Source organism: Roseomonas genomospecies 6 (assembly GCF_008365375.1).
In the GTDB taxonomy this organism is placed as follows: domain Bacteria; phylum Pseudomonadota; class Alphaproteobacteria; order Azospirillales; family Azospirillaceae; genus Azospirillum.
Genome location: NZ_QOKW01000009.1, coordinates 134,927 through 155,807, shown reverse-complemented (window position 1 = coordinate 155,807; position 20,881 = coordinate 134,927). Strand labels below are relative to the sequence as shown.

Here is a 20,881-nt window from a genome sequence, read left to right as displayed (position 1 = left end):
GCGAAGCGGCGGCAGTCCCCTCCCCCGCCCAGCGGGGGAGGGTCAGGGTGGGGGTTGCAGCCGCCCTACTCCACCGGGATCGCGTTGTGCGTCACCCCATGCTTGCGGAAGAGCGCCTGCATCGTCCCGTCCTCCAGCATCGCCGTCACCGCGTCGCCCACCGCATAAGCGAGGTCGCGGGAGTTCTCCTTCACCGCCATGCCGATGTCCCAACTCGACGTCATCATGCCGGGGAAGGTGACGGGGGTGATGGGGAAGTCCGCGGCGCGCTCGCCCAGAGCGGCTTCGACCTGGCTCTGCGTGGCGACGACGGCGGCGACGTCGCCCTTGACCAGCGCATCGACGGCCTCGGGGATGGTCATGTAGTGGACGATCCGCTCGCGCAGGCGTCCGCCGAAGGCCCCCAGCAGGTAGAAATCGGGAATGCTGTCGATCTCCACCCCGATCGGCTCGTCCGGCAAGGAGGCCAGCATCGGCTGGGTCATGCGCATCGGGTTGCGGGCCAGCGCGAAGCCCTCCCGCTGGTAGGGGCCGAACAGCACGGCCTCCGGGTTGCGCAGGCCGAACTCCTTCTGATAGGGCACATGCATCATCACATCGGCCACACCGCCCCCGACGACCGGACCACGCCAGACGGCGTTGCGCAGGTCGTCGGACACGGTCTCCCCGGCGGCCAGTTCCATGAACTCGACGCCGACGCCCAGCCGTTCGGCAATGGCGCGGGCGAGGTCCACGTCCACACCCACCAGGGCGCCGCCCTTGCGGTAGGAGAAGGGCGGGTTGTCGCGATAGACCGCGACCATCAGCCGCCCGGCGGCCATCACATCGTCCAACGGGCGCGCGCCGGCACGCCGGGGGAGCACCCCGGCGGCCAGCGCGGCGGCGGCGAAGGACAGGAGGTGGCGCCGCGACAGAGGAGCCGTCATTCCTCGTGCACCGTTTCCAGCCACGACCGGATGGCCCACAGCGCCTCCTGCCCCAGCGCCTCGCCGAAGCGCGGCATGTAGGTGACGCCGTTGCGGATGGAGCCGTTCACCACCCGCTCCTTGAACCACTCGTCCCCGGGCTCCCCCTTTTCCAAATAGCGCAGGTCGGGGGCGATGCCGCCCGACACCGCGCCCAGCCCGTGGCAGCGCGCGCAGTTCTGGTTGAAGGCGGAGGAACCGATCTCGATCGCGCGCGGGTTGCCGCGATAGGGGTTCGCGTCGCGCCAGTCCTCGCCCAGCTTGTCGAGGCCGGTGGTGTCCACCGCCTGGGGCGTCACGTCGCCATGGGCCAGGGCCGCCGTGGACACGAAGAGGGAGGGGATGGCGACCGCGCCGGTCAGGAAACCTGCAACCGCAAGCCGGAGAAGCCGTGCGTTCATAAGGGGCGTCCTCATTCAGAGAATATGCGAAGGAGCGGTGTCCGTTGCCCCGGAGCATAGCGGGCGGTCCGTTCCGCCAATAATTGGACTTTGGTAGCAACCGTGCGTGGAGGCGGCCCCCGGCGGTCCGAACCGCAATTTTCCACCCGCGCAATCGTACCAAAGTTGCATTCCGGGACGCCGCCCGGCGGGGATACCCTGATCTCCCGAAACCAAGGCGAGTGCAAACCCGCGATGCGTTTCAGCTTCTGGTTACACTCCTCGATGCGGATTGCCCTGCTGGCCTCCGGGCTGTGCGCCGCGCCGGTCGCCCATTCACAGGAGGCCGCAACCGCCGACGCTTCGACCGTCCGCATCGCCTACCTGACGCAGGAGGTGGAGCACCCCCCCGCCCTGTCCAACCTGGACGAACCGCCCGCCGACGAGGGGCTGGCCGGCGCCACTCTCGCCCTGGCCGACAACAACAGCACGGGCCGCTTCCTGAAGCAGCGCTTCGCGCTGGAGGCCGTCACCGTCCCCATCGACGGCGACCCGGCGCAGGCGCTGCGCGATCTGGCCGCCGCCGGACACCGCCTGGTCGTGCTGGACCTGCCCGGCGAGACGCCCGGCGCTCTGGCGCGCCTGCCGGAGGCGGCGAACCTGCTGCTGTTCAACGCCGGTTCCACCGACGACAGCCTGCGCAACGCGCTGTGCGCGCCCAACCTGCTGCACACGGCACCCGACCGCGCCATGCTGGCCGACGGTCTGGCCCAGTATCTGGCGGTGAAGCGCTGGACGAAGTGGCTGCTGATCGTCGGCACCCGGCCCGAGGACCGGCTCTACGCCGCCGCGGTGAAGCGGGCGGCCAAGCGCTTCGGCGCGGAGGTCGTGGAGGAGAAGACCTGGAGCGAGGACCACGACGCCCGCCGCACCGCCCAGGCCGAAATGCCGGTCTTCACCCAGGGCAAGCGGCACGACGTGGTGATCGTGGCCGACGAGATCGGCGATTTCGGCGACTATGTGCAGTACCGCACCTGGGAGCCGCGCCCGGTCGCCGGCACGCAGGGCCTCGTCCCCACCAACTGGCACCGCACGCACGAGTCCTGGGGGGCGGCACAGCTCCAGTCCCGCTTCAAGGCCGCCGCCGGGCGCACCATGCTGCCCCGCGATTACGCCGCCTGGGCCGCCATCCGCGCGGTGGGCGAGGCGGCGACCCGCACCCGCTCCACCGATCCCACGGCCCTGGCCGCCCACATCCGCGGGCCGGACTTCACGCTGGCCGCCTTCAAGGGCGTGCCGCTGTCCTTCCGGAGCTGGGACGGGCAGCTCCGCCAGCCGGTGCTGGTGGCGGCCGACCGCTCGCTGGTCTCCGTCTCGCCGCAGGACGGCTTCCTGCATCCGAAGACCGAACTCGACACGCTGGGCCACGACCAGCCCGAAACGGGCTGCCGCCGCTGACCTTTTCCAACCATTCCCGCCGAAAGGACGCCCTTCCGATGAGCACCGCCCGCACCCTTCTCCTCGCCGCTCTGCTGGCCGGCTGCGCCGTCCCCGCGCTGGCGGAAACGATCTATGTGTCGAACGAGAAGGACAACACCCTCTCCATCATCGACGGCGCGACCCTGACGGTGACGGAGACGGTGAAGGTCGGGCGCCGCCCCCGCGGCATCACGCTGAGCGCGGACGGCAAGCACCTCTACATCTGCGCCAGCGACGACGACACGGTGCAGGTGATGGACCTCGCCACGAAGAAGATCCTGCACGACCTGCCGTCGGGCGAGGACCCGGAGCTGTTCGCCCTGCATCCGGACGGCAAGCAGCTCTTCATCGCCAACGAGGAAAGCAACGTCGTCACGGTGGTGGACGTGCCCAACCGCAAGGTCGCCTATCAGGTGGATGTCGGGGTGGAGCCGGAAGGCATGGCGGTCAGCCCGGACGGAAAGTGGGCCGTGAACACGTCGGAGACGACGAACATGGTCCATTGGATCGACACGGAGAAGCGCGCCGCCGTGGACCACACGCTGGTCGACGCCCGCCCGCGCTACGCCCAGTTCAGCAAGGACGGCAGCCGCCTGTGGGTGTCGGCGGAGATCGGCGGCACCCTGTCGGTGATCGACACGGCCAGCCGGAAGGTGGAACAGACCATCCGCTTCAAGATCAAAGGGGTGCCCCAGGACCGCATCCAGCCCGTGGGCGTCAAGCTGACCGACGACGGGCGCTACGCCTTCGTGGCGCTCGGCCCGGCCAACCATGTGGCGGTGGTGGACGCCCGGACCTTCGCGGTGAAGGACTATCTGCTGGTTGGCCGCCGCGTCTGGCAACTCGACCTGTCGCCCGACCAGAAGCGGCTGTACGCCACCAACGGCGTGTCGGGCGACGTGTCGGTGATCGATGTGGACAGCCTGAAGGTCGTCAAGTCGATCAAGACCGGGCGCTATCCCTGGGGCGTGGCGGTGAAGGGCTGACCGGATGGGAACGCCCGCGCTGTCGGTCGAAGGTCTCAGCTACGCCTACAGCCGCGGGGCCTTCGCGCTGAAGGACGTGTCGCTGGCGGTGGAGGCGGGGTCCTTCACCGCGCTGCTCGGCCCCAACGGGGCGGGCAAGACGACGCTGTTCGCCCTGGTCACCCGCCTGTTCGAATCGCCGGGCGGCACCATCCGCATCGGCGGCGTCGATCTGCGGCGGGAACCGGCGCGGGCGCTGGGCCGGATGGGCGTGGTGTTCCAGCAGCCGACGCTCGACCTCGACCTGACGGTGCGGCAGAACCTGCTCTACTTCGCGGCCCTGCACGGCATCCCCCGCCGCACCGCCGAGGCCCGCGCTCGGGAGTCCCTGGAGCGGCTGGGAATGGCGGAACGCATCGGCGAGACGGTGCGGGCGCTGAACGGCGGCCACCGCCGCCGGGTGGAGTTGGCCCGCGCCCTGCTGCACGAGCCGGCCCTTCTGGTGCTGGACGAGCCGACCGTCGGGCTGGACGTTCCGGCCCGCCGCGCCATCGTGGAGCATGTCCACGCCCTGTGCCGGGAGCGCGGCATCGCCGTCCTCTGGGCCACCCACCTGATCGACGAGATCGCCCCGGACGACCGCGTGGTGGTGATCCACCGCGGGCGGGTCCGCGCGGCGGGACCGGTGGCGGAGGTCGTCGGCGGCACCGGGGCGGACACGCTGACCGAGAGCTTCACCCGCCTGACCGCGATGGAGGCGGCGTGACGGCCCCCGCTCACTATATCCTTGCGCTCGGCGGGATCGTCGGGCGCGAGGTGCTGCGCTTCGTCCACCAGCGGGAGCGCTTCCTGTCGGCTCTGGTGCGCCCGCTGCTCTGGCTGTTCGTCTTCGCGGCGGGCTTCCGCGCGGCGCTGGGAATCGCCATCACCCCGCCCTACGAGACCTACATCCCTTACGAGGTCTACATCGTCCCCGGCCTCGCCGGGATGGTGCAGTTGTTCAACGGGATGCAGAGTTCGCTGTCGATGGTCTACGACCGCGAGATGGGCAGCATGCGGATGCTTCTGGTCAGCCCCCTGCCCCGCTGGTTCCTTCTGACGGCGAAGCTTCTGGCCGGAACGGCGGTGTCGATCCTCCAGGTCTACGCCTTCCTCGCCGTCGCCTGGGTCTACGGGGTGCAGGCGCCGCCGCTCGGCTACGTCGCGGTGCTGCCGGCGCTGGTCGTCAGCGGGCTGATGCTGGGGGCGCTGGGGATGCTGCTGTCCTCGGCCATCCGGCAGTTGGAGAATTTCGCGGGCGTGATGAACTTCGTCATCTTCCCGACCTTCTTCCTGTCCACCGCGCTCTATCCGCTGTGGAAGATGCAGGAGGCGGGGGAACTGCTCTACGTCCTGTGCGCCGTCAACCCCTTCAGCCAGGCGGTGGAGCTGATCCGCTTCGCGCTGTATCTGGACGTGAACCTTCCGGCGCTGGGCTGGACCGTGCTGGCGCTGGCGGTCTTCCTGGGCGGGGCGGTGTACGGCTACAACCCGGCGCGGGGGTTCTTGGCGCGGAAGGCGGGTGGGGAGTAAGGAGCTTTTTGGGAGTGGTCGCGCTGGGCCCCCACCCAACCCTCCCCCACCTTCGGCGGGGGAGGGCTTTACTCCTCCCCCTGCGAAGTGGGGGGAGGTCGGGAGGGGGGCCCAGCGCGACCACTCCCCCCAAACTCCCTACCCCAACAACCCCGTCATCACCGCGCGCAACTGCGCCGGGCGCACCGGCTTGTTCAGCACATGGCATCCCATGGCCTGCGCCTCCTCCACCACCTCCGCGGTGCGGTTGGCGGTGATGAGGACCGAGGGCAGGTCCGCCCCGCAGCGCTCGCGCACCCGCGCGATCTCGGTGAAGCCGATCACCCCGTCGTCCAGGTGGTAATCGGCGAACAGCACGTCCGGAGCCACCGCCCCCAGCCCGGCCAGCGCCTCGTCGCCCGACGCCGCCGTGGCGACGGTGCAGCCCCAGCCTTCCAGCAGGGCGCGCATCCCGGCCAGAACCGCCGGCTCGTTGTCGATCACCAGCACCCGCGTGCCGGCCAGCCGGTTCGAGGCGGTCCGCACCGGGGCCTCCAGGGCGCGCACCGGGCGGGCGTAGCGCCCGAAGGGCACCGTCACCGCGAAAACCGACCCCCGCCCCGGCTGGGAGCGCACGGTGATCGGGTGGTCGAGCATCCGCGCCACCCGCTCCACGATGGCGAGGCCGAGGCCCATGCCGCGCACCCGCTCGTTGGCGCAGGGCGTGTCGAGGCGGCGGAACTCCTGGAAGATTTCGCCCAGCTTGTCGGCGGGCACGCCGGGGCCGGTGTCCCACACCTCGATCCGCAAGCCTTCGGACGTCCGCCGGCAGCCGACCAGGACACGCCCGGCCCCGCCCCGCGCTTGCGTGTAGCGCAGGGCGTTGGACAGGAAGTTCTGAAGGATTCGGCGCAGCAGCCGGACGTCGCTGCGCACCACGGCGTGGCTGGGAACGACGCAGAGGTCGAGCCCGCGCTCCTTCGCCACCGCCGCGTATTCGGTGGCCAGCGCGCCGAGCAGGCTGCGGATCGGGAAGTCGGCGATCTCGGGCCGCACCGCCCCGGCGTCCAGCTTGGAAATGTCCAGCAGAGCCGACAGCAGGTCCTCCACCGAGGCCAGCGCCACGTCGATGTTGTCCACCAGCCCGCGGTTCGGCTCCGGCTGCTCCAGATCGCCCAGCGCCGAGACGAACAGCCGCGCGGCATTCAGCGGTTGCAGCAGGTCGTGGCTGGCCGCCGCCAGGAAGCGGGTCTTGGACAGGTTGGCCTGCTCCGCCTCCGCCTTGGCGAGGCGAAGCGCCTCCTCCGCCGCGATGCGTTCGGCGATCTCCTGCTGAAGCTGGCCGTTGAGGCGGGTCAGTTCGGCGGTGCGCTCGGCCACGCGGTGTTCCAGGCTGTCCTTGGCGTCGGCCAGGGCCTCCGCCGCCATGCGCCGCTCGGTGATGTCGTGGATCAGGCCGAAATAGCCCAGCACCTCCGGCTTGCCGCCGCCCCGCCGCTCGCCGAAATGCGGGATGTAGGTGGCGACGGCATAGCGCGGAGCCCCGTTCTCGCCGGGCAGTTCCAGGTCGAAGGTCACCTCCTCGCCGGCCAGCGCCCGCAGCACGTAGGAACGCCGCACCTCGTAATAGAGGTCGCCCAGCGCCGCCCACATGGGCTGGCCCTCGATCTCCTCCCGCTTGCGGTTGAACCAGCCCTCATAGGCTTTGTTGACGAAGCGGAAGCGCTGCTCGGCGTCCACATAGGCGATCAGCGCCGGCACCGCGTCGGTGACCAGCCGGATGCGCTCCTCGCTGTCGCGCAGCGCCTGCTCGGCCCGCTTGCGCTCGGTGATGTCGGTGAAGGTCAGGACGAAGCCGCCGCCCGGCATGGGGTTGCGGCTGATCTCCAGCACCGTGCCATCCAGCCAGGGCTGCTCGACGAGGCAACTGGGCATCATCAGGGCGCTCAGCGACAGGCCGCGGTCGCCGAGTGCGGCGTGGTGCAGAACGAAGTCGGCGAAGCCCGCCCCGCGCTCCGCCACGTTGGCGGGCAGGCGCAGCAGGCCGGTGAAGCGCTCGTTCCAGGCGACCAGCCGCTGGTCGCGGTCGTACACGCCGACGCCCTGGGCGATGTTGTCCAGCGTCGCCTGGAGCAGCGCCGACTTTTCGGCCAGTTCGCGTTCGCGGCGGCGGGTCTCATGCTCCTTGATGTCGGTGATGTCGGTGTAGACGCCGACCACCCCGCCGTCGCGGGTCCGCCGCTCGTTCACCTGGACCCAGCGCCCGTCCGCCAGCCGGTAGACGTAGGGACCCTTCAGCGCCCGGTGTTGGGCCAGCCGTTCCGACAGCCAGCGGTCGGGCCGCGGGTAGGCGTCGGCGATGGTGCGGGAGGAGGCCGCCAGTTCCGCGATCTCCTGGAAGCGGATGCCCGGCACGATGCGGTCGCGGATTTCCGGCCACAGGGCCAGATACTTGCTGTTGCACAGGACCAGCCGGTCGTCGCTGTCGAAGATGGCGAAGCCCTCGTTGACCGACTCGATGGCCTCCGACAGGCGGGTGCGCATGGTGTCGGCCAGTTCCTTGGCGCGGGCCAGGGCGCGGTGGCTGTCCTCCAGCTCGCGCAGGGCGCGTTCCAGCTCCAGCGTGCGTTCGCGGACCTTCTGCTCCAGGACGATCGCGGTCTGGAACAGGGAGAAGGCGCCCCCCTGCACGTCCATCGACCGTTCCACCCGGTCCATCAGCACCTGGTTGATGCGGCGGAGCTTGGCGTTCTCGCGCTCCAGCGCCTCCACCCGGCTGCGCTCGTCCGGTGAGGACGGATGGGTCGCGGACGACGGGTCCGCGGGCGGACGGGACGGCTCCCGCCAATCGAAGATGAGCGTCATCGCGCACCTATCGCGACACCGGTGAAGGTCTGGTTGACGTGCATGGCGTTGTACTGCTCGCCGTAGGCGCAGAAGCCGATGACGTTGTGCCGCGCCAGCGCCGCCGACATGACGTGCTTGAGCTGCCGCTGCTCCAGCTCCAGCCGGCGCAGGATGCAGTCGCAGCCGAGCACGAGATCCGGCGGCCCGCCGATCTCCGCGGCCAGCTTGCGCATCATCTCCTCCAGATTCTCCACCGGATCGACGCCGCGGGCGACGGTCAGCACGATCCCCTCGTCGATGGCGCAGTAGAAGGTCAGGCTCTCGTCGTCGTTGACCTTCTGGATGGAGCGGACGTGATACTCGCCCCCCACCCGCACGACGACGGGATAGGCGGCGAAGATCAGGGGCGTCAGCGGCTCCCCCTCCAGCCCGACCATGCGGGCGTACTCGCGGCCCGCCGGTTCGGCGTTGATCTCCGTGACGATGCGGCGCTGCGGGTCGGCGCCGGTCACCACCATCTTGGCGTCGGACGCCACGAAATGCTCCGTCCGGAAGACCACGAAGCGGCGCGCGGTGGTGACCAGCATCAGCACGGCGGCGTTGGTGTGGAACCGCCCCTCGTGCAGGACGAAGGTGCGCTCGAACCGCAGCTCGTCCCCGGCGGAGCCGCCGAACAGCGGGATGTCCATCAGCACGCTGTGCAGCGCGCTGACCACCATCTCCTCCGCCCGCGACATGCCGTCGATCATCAGGAAGGCGAAGCTGCCATGGTCGGGAAAGGCGTCGGGGCGGGCGGCCAGGGCGACGTCGCGCTGCTCCATCAGGCTGCGCAGGACGCGCGGCGCGTCGGCGATGGAGAAGCGGTCGAGGTCGTCGATCCGTTGGGTGGCGATGGTGAAGTCGGCGCGCGGGAAGCCAATGGCGACCAGCGATCCGGCAGCGTAGCCGAAGGGCGTGATCTCCCCCGCCGTGGTGCAGCCGACCACCGGCACCGGCCCGAACAGCTCAGCCAGCGCCGCCGCCAGCTCCACCCGGTCGTAATGGGCGGAGCAGAAGATCAGCACCATCTCCAGCTCCGCGGCGGCGGCGGGGTGCTTCCCGCACAGCCCCTCGAACAATTCCCGCGCGGCGGAGCGGGCGTCCTCCGCCATCGAGACGGCGCGCGGCAGGGACGGGCTGGACGCGGAGGCGCCGGGCGGAGCATCGGAAGTGAAGGCGTCCGAAGCCGGATGACTGGTCACAGTGCGGGTCCCGAAAAGCATCGGCATGGCATCCATCACCCGAAGCCGCCCCCCGGCGCCGGGAAGCGGGCCGGGGAACCTGGGCGGATGACCTATAGGTTACCTCAGCGCCGCCCGCCGGGCAAAGCCGGTGCGGGGGTGCGGGCATGCGACCATGGTCTAAGGGAGGGTTGGGGGTGTTCCCCGATGTTGGCGCGCGGGCGCTGGTGCTTGCTGCTGCCCCCACCCAACGAAAAAGGCGCCCTCCACCATCGCGGAAGGCGCCTGAGTTCGGTTCCATATGCGCCGCTGCACGGGGAAACCGGTCTGAACACGGATCAGACCGCCCGGCAGCCGCACCGACCGGGAAGCTCCCAAAGTCGAATCCTGAATACCGCATTCCACGGAAAAGCGCTATGCTCTTTTCGCCATATCGTTCGAATGGGAACGCAGCGCCTCCACCTCGCCATCGGAGAACAGGCGGGAGCGGGTGAGGAAGCGCACGCCCTCCGGCGCTTCGAGCGAGAAGCTGGCGCCGCGCCCCGGCACGACGTCGATGATGAGCTGGGTGTGCGACCAGTATTCGAACTGCGCCGCCCCCATGTAGAAGGGACAGCCCCCGATCTCCCCCAGCCGGACGTCCTGGCCGCCGGGGCGGAACTCCCCCTCCATGAAGCACATCGGCGCGCTTCCGTCGCAGCAGCCGCCGGACTGATGGAAGAACAGCGGCCCGTAGAGCCCGCGCAGCTTCTCGATCAGTTCCAGGGCCGCCGGTGTGGCGACGACTCGTTCGACCATGGGCGGATGCTCCAGAGAAAATGCGGGCCGGAAGCCGAATGGCCGCCGGCCCCGCAAGGTCAGGGAGGAGACGGAAGGATCAGAAGAAGCCCAGGGCCTTCGGGCTGTAGCTGACCAGCAGGTTCTTGGTCTGCTGGTAGTGGTCGAGCATCATCTTGTGGGTCTCGCGCCCGATGCCGGACTGCTTGTAGCCGCCGAAGGCCGCGTGGGCCGGGTAGAGGTGGTAGCAGTTGGTCCACACGCGGCCCGCCTGGATGGCGCGGCCCATGCGGAAGGCGCGGTTGCCGTCGCGGCTCCACACGCCGGCGCCCAGGCCGTAGAGCGTGTCGTTGGCGATGGCGAGCGCCTCCTCCTCGGTCTTGAAGGTGGTCACGGACACGACCGGCCCGAAGATCTCCTCCTGGAAGATGCGCATCTTGTTGTGGCCTTCGAAGACCGTCGGCTGGACGTAGTAGCCGCTCTCCAGTTCGCCGCCCAGATGGGCGCGCTCGCCGCCGATCAGCACCTTGGCGCCCTCGGCCTTGCCGATGTCGATGTAGGAGAGGATCTTCTCGAGCTGGTCGATGGACGCCTGGGCGCCGATCATCGTCGCGGGGTCGAGCGGGCTGCCCTGCTTCACCGCGGCGACGCGGGCGACCGCCTTCTCCATGAACTTGTCGTAGATCTTTTCCTGCACCAGGACGCGCGACGGGCAGGTGCAGACCTCGCCCTGGTTCAGCGCGAACATGGCGAAGCCTTCCAGCGCCTTGTCCAGGAACTCGTCGTCATCGGCCATCACGTCGTTGAAGAAGATGTTCGGCGACTTGCCGCCCAGCTCCAGCGTGACCGGGATGATGTTCTCCGCCGCATACTGCATGATCAGGCGGCCGGTCGTCGTCTCGCCGGTGAAGGCGATCTTGGCGATGCGCGGGCTCTGGGCCAGCGGCTTGCCCGCCTCGATGCCGAAGCCGTTGACGACGTTCAGGACGCCGTCCGGCAGCAGGTCGCCGATGATCTCCATCATGACCATGATGGCCATCGGAGTCTGCTCGGCGGGCTTCAGGACGACGCAGTTGCCGGCGGCCAGCGCCGGGGCCAGCTTCCACACGGCCATCAGCAGCGGGAAGTTCCACGGGATGATCTGGCCGACGACGCCCAGCGGCTCGTGGAAATGATAGGCGTAGGTGGTGTGGTCGATCTCCGCGATGGTGCCTTCCTGGGCGCGGACGCAGCCGGCGAAGTAGCGGAAATGGTCGATGGCGAGCGGCAGGTCGGCGTGGGTCGTCTCGCGGATCGGCTTGCCGTTGTCCAGCGTCTCGGCCAGCGCCAGGACGTCCAGACGCTCTTCCATGCGGTCGGCGATCTTGTTCAGGATGCGCGCGCGCTCCGCCGGGGAGGTGCGGCCCCAGGCGTCCTTGGCCTTGTGGGCGGCGTCCAGCGCCTTCTCGATGTCTTCCGCGGTGGAGCGGGCGACCTCGCACAGCGGCTTGCCGGTGATCGGGGTCAGGTTGGTGAAATACTGGCCCTTCGTCGGCGGAACCCACTGGCCGCCGATGAAGTTGTCGTAGCGCGGCCGGATGGCGACCTGCTTGCTGAGCGTTTCCAGGGCCTGATGGATCACGGCGGTTTCCTCCCGAAGCGGATTGCCCGAACTGAATGTCGCGGAATGGCGATTGGCGGGTTGTGCGCCCTGTGTCCGTTCGTCCGATGACCGGTTCCGTCACAGCGCCCCGCCGTTATCGCGGTTTCGGGGAAGGCCGGTAAATTCGACTTTGGTTGCAGACGCCGGAGGGTGCGAATTCGGGACCGGCCCTGCGGCGGCAGATGATACCTTGGGCGGAGAGCACCCCCGTTCGACCATCCCGTTTCCCGGCGAGACACAGGCCATGACGACCGACATCCGGCTGCGCTTCCTCCACCCCTCCGGCGCCATCGGCCCCGGCAAGGTGTCCCTGCTGGAGGAGATCGACCGCACCGGCTCCATCTCCGCGGCGGCGCGGGCGCTCGGCATGTCCTTCCGCCGCGCGTGGTTCCTGGTGGAGACGATGAATTCCGCCTTCCGCGAGCCGGTGGTGCGCACCAACGTCGGCGGGCGGGAGGGCGGCGGGACCGGCCTGACCGCCTTCGGGCAGGAGGTGATCGCCCGCTACCGCCGCATGGAGGAGGAGGCCCGCCGCGCCGCCGCCCCCCATCTCGCCTGGCTGGACGAGGCGCTGAAACCGGGGGCGGAGACCGGGAAAGGCGCCGGCGACACCGGTCCAAAGTCCAATGGTCCGGAATCGGACGATCCGTAAAGTCTCCGTCGGCGCCGCGACCTTCCGCCGCGGCGAAACGAAGGAGGCTTCCGACCCATGCGCATTGCCGCCCGCACTGCACTCGCCGCCGTCATCCTGCTCGCCGTCGCACCGTTTCCGGCCCTGGCCGACGGCGATCCGGCCAACGGGGAGAAGCTGTTCCGCCAGTGCAAGGCCTGCCACACGGTGGAAGCGGGCAAGAACCGCGTCGGCCCCACGCTGCACGATCTGTTCGGGCGCAAGGCCGGGACGGTGGACAGCTTCGCCAATTATTCCGAAGGGCTGAAGGCGTCCGGCATCCAATGGAACGCGGCGACGCTCGACCCCTACCTCGCCAACCCGAAGGCGGTCATTCCCGACAGCCGCATGGCCTTCGCCGGCGTGGCGAAGCCGGAGGACCGCGCCGACCTGATCGCCTATCTGGAAGCCGCGACGAAGTGAGCGTCAGCGGGACGGGAACCTGGGCGGCGCCGGCCTGTTGCCCGGATTCCATATCCGCAGCCGGAGAGCGGCCATGACCGACGACAGCGCCAGGGACGACATCGCAGGAGACAAGGCGTCCATCCGCAAGACCGACATCGAACCGCTCTGCGACGAGCAGAGCGGCGGCGGCGGGTCCAACCCGGACACGCGCTACCGCGGCATGCCCGGCGGCCATCCGGGCGGTTCCCGCGACGGCGACTGCGATCCGGTGTCGCGCGCCGATCCCGATTCCGCGAAATCGGGCTCAGCGGATTCCGGCAGGCCGCCGTCCTCTTCGTAATCCGATGGCGTAGCCTTTCCGGGGCCGCCCCGAATTGGTCGTAGCCGATGGTCCGGTCCCCCGCTAAAACAGGGGCTCCCTCACCGGCACAACACGGGCTGCGACCGGCATGTTGAAGCGCCTTTACGACTGGACGATGGCCAAGGCGGCCTCGAAGAACGCCACCACCTGGCTGGCGGGGGTTTCCTTCGCGGAAAGCTCCTTCTTCCCGATCCCGCCGGACATCCTGATGGTGCCGATGGTCCTCGCCAACCGGCAGGCGGCGTGGCGGATCGCGACGATCTGCACGCTGGCCTCGGTGGTGGGCGGCGTCGCCGGCTACATGATCGGCTATTTCCTGTACGAGACCATCGGGCAGGTGGTCATCGACTTCTACCATCTGGACGCCCAGTTCGAGACGCTGCGCCATACCTTCGTCGAATACGGGGCGGAGATCCTGATCATCAAGGGCATGACGCCCATCCCCTACAAACTGCTGACCATCACGGCGGGCGTGGCGAAGCTGAACATCTGGGTGTTCATCGGCGCCTCCATCCTGTCGCGCGCCATCCGCTTCTATCTGGTCGCCGCCCTGCTCTACTGGTTCGGGGAGCCGGTGCGGACCTTCATCGAAAAGCGGCTGACCCTGGTCACCACCGCCTTCGCCGTCGCCCTGATCGGCGGTTTCCTGGCGATCAAGCTGATCTGACCGGCCGTCCATTCCCCGGCCCGCCCATCCGTCAACCCGCGACGATGGGCCGGTCTCTCCTGTTGATGCCCACGACGAAGCGTCGATGGGAGAGGACGGATGGACAGCGTGCGCGGGGCCGTGGTGGTCGTCACCGGCGCGTCGAGCGGAATCGGGCGGGCCACCGCCCTGACGTTCGCGCGGGAGGGCGCCCGGCTGGTGCTGGCCGCCCGGCGGGAGGAGCTTCTCGGCGAGGTGGCCGGGGAATGCCGGGAACTGGGCGCCGAAGCCGAGGTGGTCCCCACCGACGTCACCGACGCGGACGCGGTCCGGCGGCTGGCCGCCCAGGCGGTGGAGCGGTTCGGCGGCATCGACGTCTGGGTGAGCAACGCGGGCGTCGGGGCGGTCGGGCGGTTCGAGGACACGCCGCTGGAAGCGCACCGCCGGGTCGTCGAGACCAACCTGTTCGGGCCTCTCTACGGCGCCCACGCCGTCCTTCCGCTGTTCCGCCGGCAGGGTTACGGGGTTCTCATCAACACGGTGTCGGTCGGTGCCTGGGCGCCCGCCCCCTACGCCGCCGCCTATGCGGCCAGCAAGTTCGGGCTGGAAGGGCTTCTGGAAAGCCTGCGGGCGGAGTTGGTGGACGCGCCGGACATCCATGTCTGCGGCGTCTACCCCTTCTTCACCGACACGCCGGGCATGTCCCACGGCGCCAACTACACCGGCCACCAGTTGGACGCCGAAAACCCCTTCTACGACGACCCGCAGGACGTGGCCGACACCGTGCTGGCCGTTGCCCTGCGCCCGCGCGCCCAGGCGATGGTCGGCGCGATGACTCCCCTGACCCGGCTGGGGCACGCGGTGGCCCCCCGCCTGATGGAGAAGATCGCCGGCTACGGCGCCCACCGCCATTTCAGCCGGACGCCGCCCGCCCCGCCCAGCGACGGCAACCTGTTCGGCCCGGTGGAGCGGGGCCGCGGCGTCACCGGCGGCTACCGCACCCCGCCGCCCGGCTGGGTGTCGCCTCTGCTCGTCGCCGGAGTCGCGGCCGCCGCCGCCGCAGCCTATGCCGGCTACGCCCGGAGCCGGAACGGCAGGCACTGAGGGCTTTGAGTTCGCGGACGGGTTGGTTCAGAATGCCGGCCCGTTCCCGCAAGCACCGAGTCCATCATGCCGAAGCCGGCGCCCCCGCGCGGCCGTCCGCCCGTCTCCTCCCCTGCCCGCCCGCCGCGTTCCGGCCCGGCCCGCGCCGGCAGGGACATGCGCCGGGAGGAGCCGCGCGAGGAGCCGGGGCGGGAGTCTGGAAAGCTGTTCCGCGTTGCCGGCCTGTCCGCCGTCTCCGCCCTGTTCACCCACGACGCGGCGCGCGTGGAGCGGCTGTTCTTCGAGGAGCGGCTGAAGGCGAAGACCGGCGACTTCTGCAAGGCCATGGCCGCGGCCCGCAGGCCCTACCGCATGGTGGACGCCGACGAGCTGGCGAAGGTCGCCGGAACGGTCCTGCACGGCGGGGTCGTCGCCCTGATCGCGCCGCGCGCCGTGCCTGCCTTCGACATCGAGGCGGCGAAGCGCTGGGCGGCGGACGGGCAGCCGCTGCTGATCCTGGATGGGGTCGGCAACCCGCACAATTTGGGCGCCATCCTGCGCACCGCCGCCTTCTTCGGCCTGCGGCGCGTCGTGGTGTCGGACCATCCCGGACAGGCCCTGCCGTCGGAGTCCGCCTACCGCGTGGCCGAGGGCGGTTTCGAGTGGGTGGAGCTGTGCCGGGCCACCGGACTGCCGGCGACGCTGAAACGGCTGCGCGATTCCTACCGGGTGGCCGGGACGGCGCTGGGCCGGGGCCGGGCGGTGGTGACCGACCCGGCGGCACTCGCCCAGGGCGACCGGCCCGCCGCCATCGTGCTGGGCAACGAGGAGGACGGGCTTCCCCCCGCCACCCTCGCCGCCTGCGAGGACATCCTGACCCTGCCCGGCACGGGCCGCGTCCAGTCGCTGAACGTCGCGGCAACCGCGGCCATCCTCATCCACGCCCTGGCGAAGCCGGCCTGAGCGCAAAGCTGAAAGCCGGACCTCAGCCGCCGAGCGCGACGATCAGCACCAGCGCCACCACGATGACCGAGACAACGGGCAGCATGTCCACCCCGCCGCGGTCCCAGGTGGGCGCGCGGCGGGAGCCGTGATGCCCGCCATGGGCATGCCCCAGCCCTTCGTCGGCCCAGCCATGCTCGGACGGGCGGGCGCCGGGGGCGGAGACGGCGGGGGCCGCGGGGGCGGCGATGGTGACGACTCCGGCCCCGCGCTGGTAGTCGGACCCGGCGTCGCCGCGCGGGCGCTTCAGCCGTTGGTCGGTCAGTTCCACGTCGATTCCCGCGGTCTCCAGCCGCTCCACCAGAATGGCGACCTCCTCCGGGGTCATCGTCTCCACCGGCACGTCCTGGCCGAGCTGCTCGATGCCGAGCCGGTTGCCGTTCTGCCGCCCCTTGTCAATCAGGCGCTGGAGGGTGGCGTCGTCGATCGTCATGGTTCGTCTCCCCGCGGTTCCACCTTGGACTGAACATTCCGAAGGGTAAACACACGGGGACGGAGAAGGCTCCCGCAGAATGCGCCGGCTTGCCTCCGGCGCCCGGCGACCCGACATAGTGCCCGAACCCCACGCCATCGGAGAGGCCGAGATGCTCGGAATGTTCATGCGCAAGCCCGCCGCCTTGCCCAGCGCGGACGAGGCGCTGCCCGGCCGCGACACGCCGGTCCCCGTGCCGTCCCGCCACCACGTCAACGGCAACCCGCTGACGCCGCCCTTCCCGGAGGGGATGGAAGTGGCCGATTTCGGACTCGGCTGCTTCTGGGGGGCGGAGCGCAAGTTCTGGAAGGTGCCGGGCGTGTGGGCGACCATGGTCGGCTATCAGGGGGGCCACACCCCCAACCCGACCTATGAGGAGGTCTGTTCGGGCCGCACCGGCCATACGGAGGCGGTTCGCGTCGTCTACGACCCGGCCAAGGTCCGCTACGAGGATCTGCTGCGTGTCTTCTGGGAGGCGCACGACCCGACCCAGGGCATGCGCCAGGGCAACGACGTGGGCACCCAGTACCGCTCCGCCATCTACACCCACAGCGAAGCCCAGCGCGCCGCCGCCGAGGCCAGCCGGGAGTCCTACCAGTCCCGTCTGCAACAGGCCGGCTTCGGCCCGGTGACGACCGAACTCCGCGAGGCCCCGCCCTTCTACTACGCCGAGGACTATCACCAGCAGTATCTGTCCAAGAATCCCGCCGGCTATTGCGGGCTGGGCGGGACGGGGGTGACCTGCGCGGCGTGACCGCATGGATGCACTGCGTATACGGTACGCTTGACGGACATATATACGCAGCGCATAATGCCCTCATGATCCGGAGCTTCGCCGATGCGCGCACCGCCGCGCTGTTCCAGGGACTGGCCGCAAAGGGCTTTCCCGCGGATCTGCGCCGACGCGCGAAGATGAAGCTGGATCTGCTGCACGCGGCCACGACGCTGGACTTCCTGCGTTCTCCACCCGGCAACCGGCTGGAGGCGCTGAAGGGAGACCGCGGCGGCCAGCACAGCGTCCGCATCAACGATCAATGGCGCGTCTGCTTCGTCTGGCGGGACGGCGACGCGCACGACGTCGAGATCACAGATTATCATTGAGAGACAAGCTCCGAGGACCAGACCATGACGATCCGCATCGACGATCTTGAGGCCGGACGGGTCGATCTCAGCGCCGCGGTCGAGGCGGGCGTGGCGGACCAAGTGCTGGCCCCCGTCCATCCCGGTGAGATTTTGCGCGACGAATGGCTGGAGCCGCTGGGCCTGACGGCCTACCGCTTGGCCAAGGACATCGGTGTTCCCCCGAACCGCGTGACGGAGATCCTGGCGGGACGGCGCGCCATCAGCGCCGAAACCGCCCTGCGGCTTGCCCGCTATTTCGGCACGGACGCGCAGTCCTGGATCAATCTGCAAAGCCATTACGATCTCGAAACGGCCCGGCGCAGCGTTGGTCCGCGGGTCGAGCAGGAGGTGCGCCCCCGCGCCGCCTGAAGCGTCCCCGGCGCCGCCACTGCGGCATCCGGGCGACAGGGTAAAGCCGGCTTGAACGGGGCGGTCCCTTGCGGTTGCGCCTGCCAGTCCCTTCCGGGTATGGTTCCGGCGGTCCATGAAAGCTCCAGGGGGTAGCCCCGCGGGGCGCCGCCCGAGAATTCCGCGCCCAATCCATGATCAAGGAAAGAACCGAGCTGGCGACGCCGCACCTGAGCGGCCTGCTTGACTTCTGGCTCACCAAATGCACCGGCGGAAAGCCGCCGGTGTCCAGCACCATTGCCCCAGCCGACCTGAGGCCGTGGAAAGACAATATTGTGATTTTCGAGGTCATCGGTGACGACGACTTCGTCTATTCCTATTACGGCCAGTCGCTCGCCGCGGCCTTCGGGCATTCGCGCCTGGGCGCCACGCTGGACGATCTGCCGGAGGAGCAGCGGGCCATCCTGCGGCCCGAATACGCTTCGCTCGTGCGCGAGCGGCTGCCGGTCGCCCGCGTCTACACCGCCGATTTCAGCGGCGTCATGCGGACCTGGGAACGGCTGGCCCTGCCGATGTCCAGCGATGGCGAGGCGATCGACAAGCTGCTGGTCGCCGCCTACGAGCTGCCGCCGGACGAACCGCCCTGCGCCCTCCTCACCCCCGATGCGATGGAGATTGACGCGGTGGAGGAGGCAGAGGTGCTGACCGGCGAAGCGGACCCGGACGACGAGACGGAGGCCCCCGCCGATGAGGGCGCCGATACCGGCGACGGGACGGACGAAGCCGCGGAACCCGCATCCGAGACCGATCTCGACATCCCCGACGACGCCGAAGACGGCGAGTCCTTCTCCACCGACCAGAAACCGGGAGCCCCGGCATGACGCCGCGCACGCCCCACCTGACCGCGCCCGCGACCCAGTCGGGAGTCGTCACCGCCGACGAGTTCAATCTGTGGTGCGCGCTGAACGGACGCCCCTTCAACCTGATCCCCAACCCGCGCCCGGACGGGCGGCTGCTGTGGGACGTCGAGGTGCTGCCCGGCACGCCGCGCGCCGGAACGGTCTATTCGACCAACCTCGCCGACGAGGCGCTGGCCGTGGTTGCCGGATTCGCTTTCCTGTCCGGTGTGGAGTGGGCCTATGAGGCGCGCCCCGCCGAACCGGCGCCCCCGGCTCCGGAACCCGAAGCGGTGGTGGACGCCGAGGACGTCCTCATCCCCGACGCCGAGGATCTGCCCGAGGACGAGGAGCACGGGGACGAGGAACACGGGGACGACGAGGCTGAGGACGTCCTGGACGACGGCTTCGCCTATGAGGCCGACGAGGCGGAGGCGGACGGCGACGACGAGGCCCTGGACGAATCGGACGACGCCGCCGCCGCCGCCGCGGCGTACGACGAGTTGTCCGACGAAGTGACCGGCGAGGTCGATCCCTACGCCCTGCCCGGCACCGCCCTTCTCCAGAACCCGCCGCCGCGCCCGCCGCAGCAGCATGACGAGACCGTCCTGGCCCGCAACGCGCGGATGCTGGAGACGGTGCTGCGGAACTTCCGCGTCCGCGGCGAGATCATGGACGTGCGCCCCGGCCCCGTCGTGACGCTCTACGAGTTCGAGCCCGCGCCGGGCACCAAGTCGGCCACGGTCATCAACCTGACCGACGACATCGCCCGCTCCATGAGCGTGGTGACCGCCCGAATCGCCATCGTGCCGGGCCGCAGCGTGATCGGCGTGGAACTGCCGAACCCGGTGCGCGAGATGGTCTATCTGCGCGAGATGTTCGACCACACGGCTTTCGCCGAGTCGCAGGCCCATCTCGCCATCGCTCTCGGCAAGGACATCAGCGGGGAACCGGTGGTGGCCGACCTCGCCCGCATGCCGCACCTGCTGGTCGCCGGCACGACCGGTTCCGGCAAGTCGGTGGCGATCAACACGATGATCCTGTCGCTGCTCTACCGACTGCCGCCGGAGCGCTGCCGCTTCATCATGGTGGACCCGAAGATGCTGGAGCTGTCCGTCTATGACGGCATCCCCCATCTGCTGACCCCCGTCGTGACCGACCCGAAGAAGGCGGTGATCGCGCTCCGCTGGGCCGTGCGCGAGATGGAAAGCCGCTACGAGGCGATGTCCAAACTGGGCGTGCGCAACATCGAGGGCTACAACGCCCGCATCGCCGAGATGATCGCCAACGGCGAGCCGATGCCCCGCCGCACCGTCCCCGGCGAGGCCGAGACCGTCTTCGACCTGACCCCGCAGGAGCCGACGCCACTTCCCTACATCGTGGTCATCGTGGACGAGATGGCCGACCTGATGCTGGTCGCCGGCAAGGAGATCGAAGCGGCGATCCAGCGGCTCGCCCAGATGGCACGGGCCGCCGGCATCCACCTGATCATGGCGACTCAGCGCCCCTCGGTGGACGTCATCACCGGCACCATCAAGGCCAACTTCCCAACCCGGATCAGCTTCCAGGTCACCTCCAAGATCGACAGCCGCACCATCCTGGGCGAAGCCGGGGCGGAACAGTTGCTGGGCCAGGGCGACATGCTCTACATGGCCGGCGGCGGGCGCATCACCCGCGTCCACGGTCCCTTCGTCTCCGATTCGGAGGTCGAGGAAATCGTGCAGTTCATCAAGTCGCAGGGCGCCCCCAACTACGTCACCGCCATCACCGAGGAAGAGGAGGAGGCGATCGCCGACGACGACGACGAAAGCGGCGGCGGCAACTCCGGCGACGATCTCTACATGCAGGCCGTCAACCTCGTGGTGCGCGAAGGCAAGGTGTCGGTCAGCTTCATCCAGCGCCAGCTTCAGATCGGCTACAACCGCGCCGCCCGTCTGGTCGAGCGCATGGAGACGGAGCGCGTGGTCGGCCAGGCCAACCACCAGGGCAAGCGCGAGGTGCTGCTGTCCCCCGCCGGCCTGTCGGCCAAGCGCGCGGGCGTGTAACCCCA

Annotated in this window: 22 protein-coding genes; 15 read left to right on the top strand and 7 right to left on the bottom strand. The window is 69.7% G+C overall.

The features are described 5' to 3' along the window. Nucleotides 1-65: 65 nt before the first annotated feature. Together DS843_RS13965 and pedF are read right to left on the bottom strand one after the other, a co-directional pair. Nucleotides 66-926: a substrate-binding periplasmic protein gene (locus DS843_RS13965; protein ID WP_149469495.1), complete on the bottom strand. Its 861-nt coding sequence runs from the start codon at nt 924-926 to the stop codon at nt 66-68. Continuing rightward, entirely contained in the window at nt 923-1,366 is a 444-nt protein-coding gene (gene pedF, locus DS843_RS13960) for a cytochrome c-550 PedF (RefSeq protein ID WP_149469494.1), read from the bottom strand. The genes DS843_RS13965 and pedF overlap by 4 nt, the downstream gene beginning before the upstream one ends. A 264-nt stretch (nt 1,367-1,630) precedes the next feature. Between pedF and DS843_RS13955 the strand changes: the two genes are divergently transcribed. From DS843_RS13955 to DS843_RS13940, 4 genes are read left to right on the top strand one after another with little or no spacing between them, the layout of a single operon-like run. Continuing rightward, a complete protein-coding gene (locus DS843_RS13955) occupies nt 1,631-2,803 on the top strand; it encodes an ABC transporter substrate-binding protein (RefSeq protein ID WP_149469493.1) in 1,173 nt (390 codons plus the stop codon). Between the two features lie 38 nt (nt 2,804-2,841). After that, entirely contained in the window at nt 2,842-3,810 is a 969-nt protein-coding gene (locus tag DS843_RS13950; RefSeq protein ID WP_149469492.1) for a YVTN family beta-propeller repeat protein, read from the top strand. A gap of 4 nt (nt 3,811-3,814) precedes the next feature. Then, a complete protein-coding gene (locus DS843_RS13945) occupies nt 3,815-4,555 on the top strand; it encodes an ABC transporter ATP-binding protein (RefSeq protein ID WP_149469491.1) in 741 nt (246 codons plus the stop codon). Beyond that, a complete protein-coding gene (locus tag DS843_RS13940; protein WP_149469490.1) occupies nt 4,552-5,361 on the top strand; it encodes an ABC transporter permease in 810 nt (269 codons plus the stop codon). The genes DS843_RS13945 and DS843_RS13940 overlap by 4 nt, the downstream gene beginning before the upstream one ends. 138 nt (nt 5,362-5,499) lie before the next feature. On the opposite strand, the gene DS843_RS31765 is transcribed toward DS843_RS13940, so the two are convergent. From DS843_RS31765 to adh, 4 genes are all read right to left on the bottom strand, one after another. Further along, nucleotides 5,500-8,205, bottom strand: coding sequence for a NahK/ErcS family hybrid sensor histidine kinase/response regulator (locus tag DS843_RS31765; RefSeq protein ID WP_149469489.1), 2,706 nt, complete (start codon nt 8,203-8,205; stop codon nt 5,500-5,502). Then, nucleotides 8,202-9,455: a nitric oxide-sensing protein NosP gene (gene nosP / locus DS843_RS13930; RefSeq protein WP_149469488.1), complete on the bottom strand. Its 1,254-nt coding sequence runs from the start codon at nt 9,453-9,455 to the stop codon at nt 8,202-8,204. Before nosP ends, DS843_RS31765 begins: the two co-directional genes overlap by 4 nt. A 366-nt stretch (nt 9,456-9,821) precedes the next feature. Continuing rightward, nucleotides 9,822-10,205: a DUF779 domain-containing protein gene (locus DS843_RS13925; RefSeq protein ID WP_149469487.1), complete on the bottom strand. Its 384-nt coding sequence runs from the start codon at nt 10,203-10,205 to the stop codon at nt 9,822-9,824. A 79-nt stretch (nt 10,206-10,284) separates the two neighbouring features. Next, on the bottom strand, nt 10,285-11,805 hold the full coding sequence (gene adh, locus DS843_RS13920) for an aldehyde dehydrogenase (RefSeq protein WP_149469486.1): 1,521 nt from the start codon (nt 11,803-11,805) through the stop codon (nt 10,285-10,287). Nucleotides 11,806-12,070: 265 nt separating this feature from the next. Between adh and DS843_RS13915 the strand changes: the two genes are divergently transcribed. The 6 genes from DS843_RS13915 (at nt 12,071) to DS843_RS13890 (ending at nt 15,954) form a co-directional block, all read left to right on the top strand. Continuing rightward, nucleotides 12,071-12,478 carry a winged helix-turn-helix domain-containing protein gene (locus tag DS843_RS13915; protein WP_149469485.1) on the top strand — a complete coding sequence of 136 codons (408 nt, stop codon included), beginning with the start codon at nt 12,071-12,073 and terminating at the stop codon, nt 12,476-12,478. A 57-nt stretch (nt 12,479-12,535) separates the two neighbouring features. Continuing rightward, complete coding sequence (locus DS843_RS13910) at nt 12,536-12,919, top strand: c-type cytochrome (protein ID WP_149469484.1); 384 nt, start codon at nt 12,536-12,538, stop codon at nt 12,917-12,919. Between the two features lie 73 nt (nt 12,920-12,992). Beyond that, nucleotides 12,993-13,241, top strand: coding sequence for a hypothetical protein (locus DS843_RS13905; RefSeq protein WP_149469483.1), 249 nt, complete (start codon nt 12,993-12,995; stop codon nt 13,239-13,241). Nucleotides 13,242-13,350: 109 nt separating this feature from the next. After that, nucleotides 13,351-13,929 (top strand): YqaA family protein, encoded by a 579-nt coding sequence (locus DS843_RS13900; protein ID WP_149469482.1) that lies wholly within the window; start codon nt 13,351-13,353, stop codon nt 13,927-13,929. 99 nt (nt 13,930-14,028) lie between these two features. Then, a complete protein-coding gene (locus tag DS843_RS13895; protein WP_149469481.1) occupies nt 14,029-15,012 on the top strand; it encodes an SDR family oxidoreductase in 984 nt (327 codons plus the stop codon). A gap of 66 nt (nt 15,013-15,078) precedes the next feature. Next, on the top strand, nt 15,079-15,954 hold the full coding sequence (locus DS843_RS13890; protein WP_149469480.1) for a TrmH family RNA methyltransferase: 876 nt from the start codon (nt 15,079-15,081) through the stop codon (nt 15,952-15,954). A 22-nt stretch (nt 15,955-15,976) separates the two neighbouring features. On the opposite strand, the gene DS843_RS13885 is transcribed toward DS843_RS13890, so the two are convergent. After that, nucleotides 15,977-16,426: a hypothetical protein gene (locus DS843_RS13885; protein WP_149469479.1), complete on the bottom strand. Its 450-nt coding sequence runs from the start codon at nt 16,424-16,426 to the stop codon at nt 15,977-15,979. Nucleotides 16,427-16,577: 151 nt separating this feature from the next. Here DS843_RS13885 and msrA point away from each other — a divergent pair, with 151 nt between their 5' ends. From msrA to DS843_RS13860, 5 genes are all read left to right on the top strand, one after another. Beyond that, nucleotides 16,578-17,219: a peptide-methionine (S)-S-oxide reductase MsrA gene (msrA, locus tag DS843_RS13880; RefSeq protein ID WP_149469478.1), complete on the top strand. Its 642-nt coding sequence runs from the start codon at nt 16,578-16,580 to the stop codon at nt 17,217-17,219. Nucleotides 17,220-17,284: 65 nt separating this feature from the next. Further along, nucleotides 17,285-17,566 carry a type II toxin-antitoxin system RelE/ParE family toxin gene (locus DS843_RS13875; protein ID WP_149469477.1) on the top strand — a complete coding sequence of 94 codons (282 nt, stop codon included), beginning with the start codon at nt 17,285-17,287 and terminating at the stop codon, nt 17,564-17,566. A gap of 24 nt (nt 17,567-17,590) precedes the next feature. Beyond that, nucleotides 17,591-17,956 carry a HigA family addiction module antitoxin gene (locus tag DS843_RS13870; RefSeq protein WP_149469476.1) on the top strand — a complete coding sequence of 122 codons (366 nt, stop codon included), beginning with the start codon at nt 17,591-17,593 and terminating at the stop codon, nt 17,954-17,956. Nucleotides 17,957-18,129: 173 nt separating this feature from the next. After that, nucleotides 18,130-18,816 carry a PAS domain-containing protein gene (locus DS843_RS31555; protein ID WP_208852237.1) on the top strand — a complete coding sequence of 229 codons (687 nt, stop codon included), beginning with the start codon at nt 18,130-18,132 and terminating at the stop codon, nt 18,814-18,816. Beyond that, complete coding sequence (locus DS843_RS13860) at nt 18,813-20,876, top strand: DNA translocase FtsK (RefSeq protein WP_149469475.1); 2,064 nt, start codon at nt 18,813-18,815, stop codon at nt 20,874-20,876. Before DS843_RS31555 ends, DS843_RS13860 begins: the two co-directional genes overlap by 4 nt. Nucleotides 20,877-20,881: the final 5 nt, after the last annotated feature.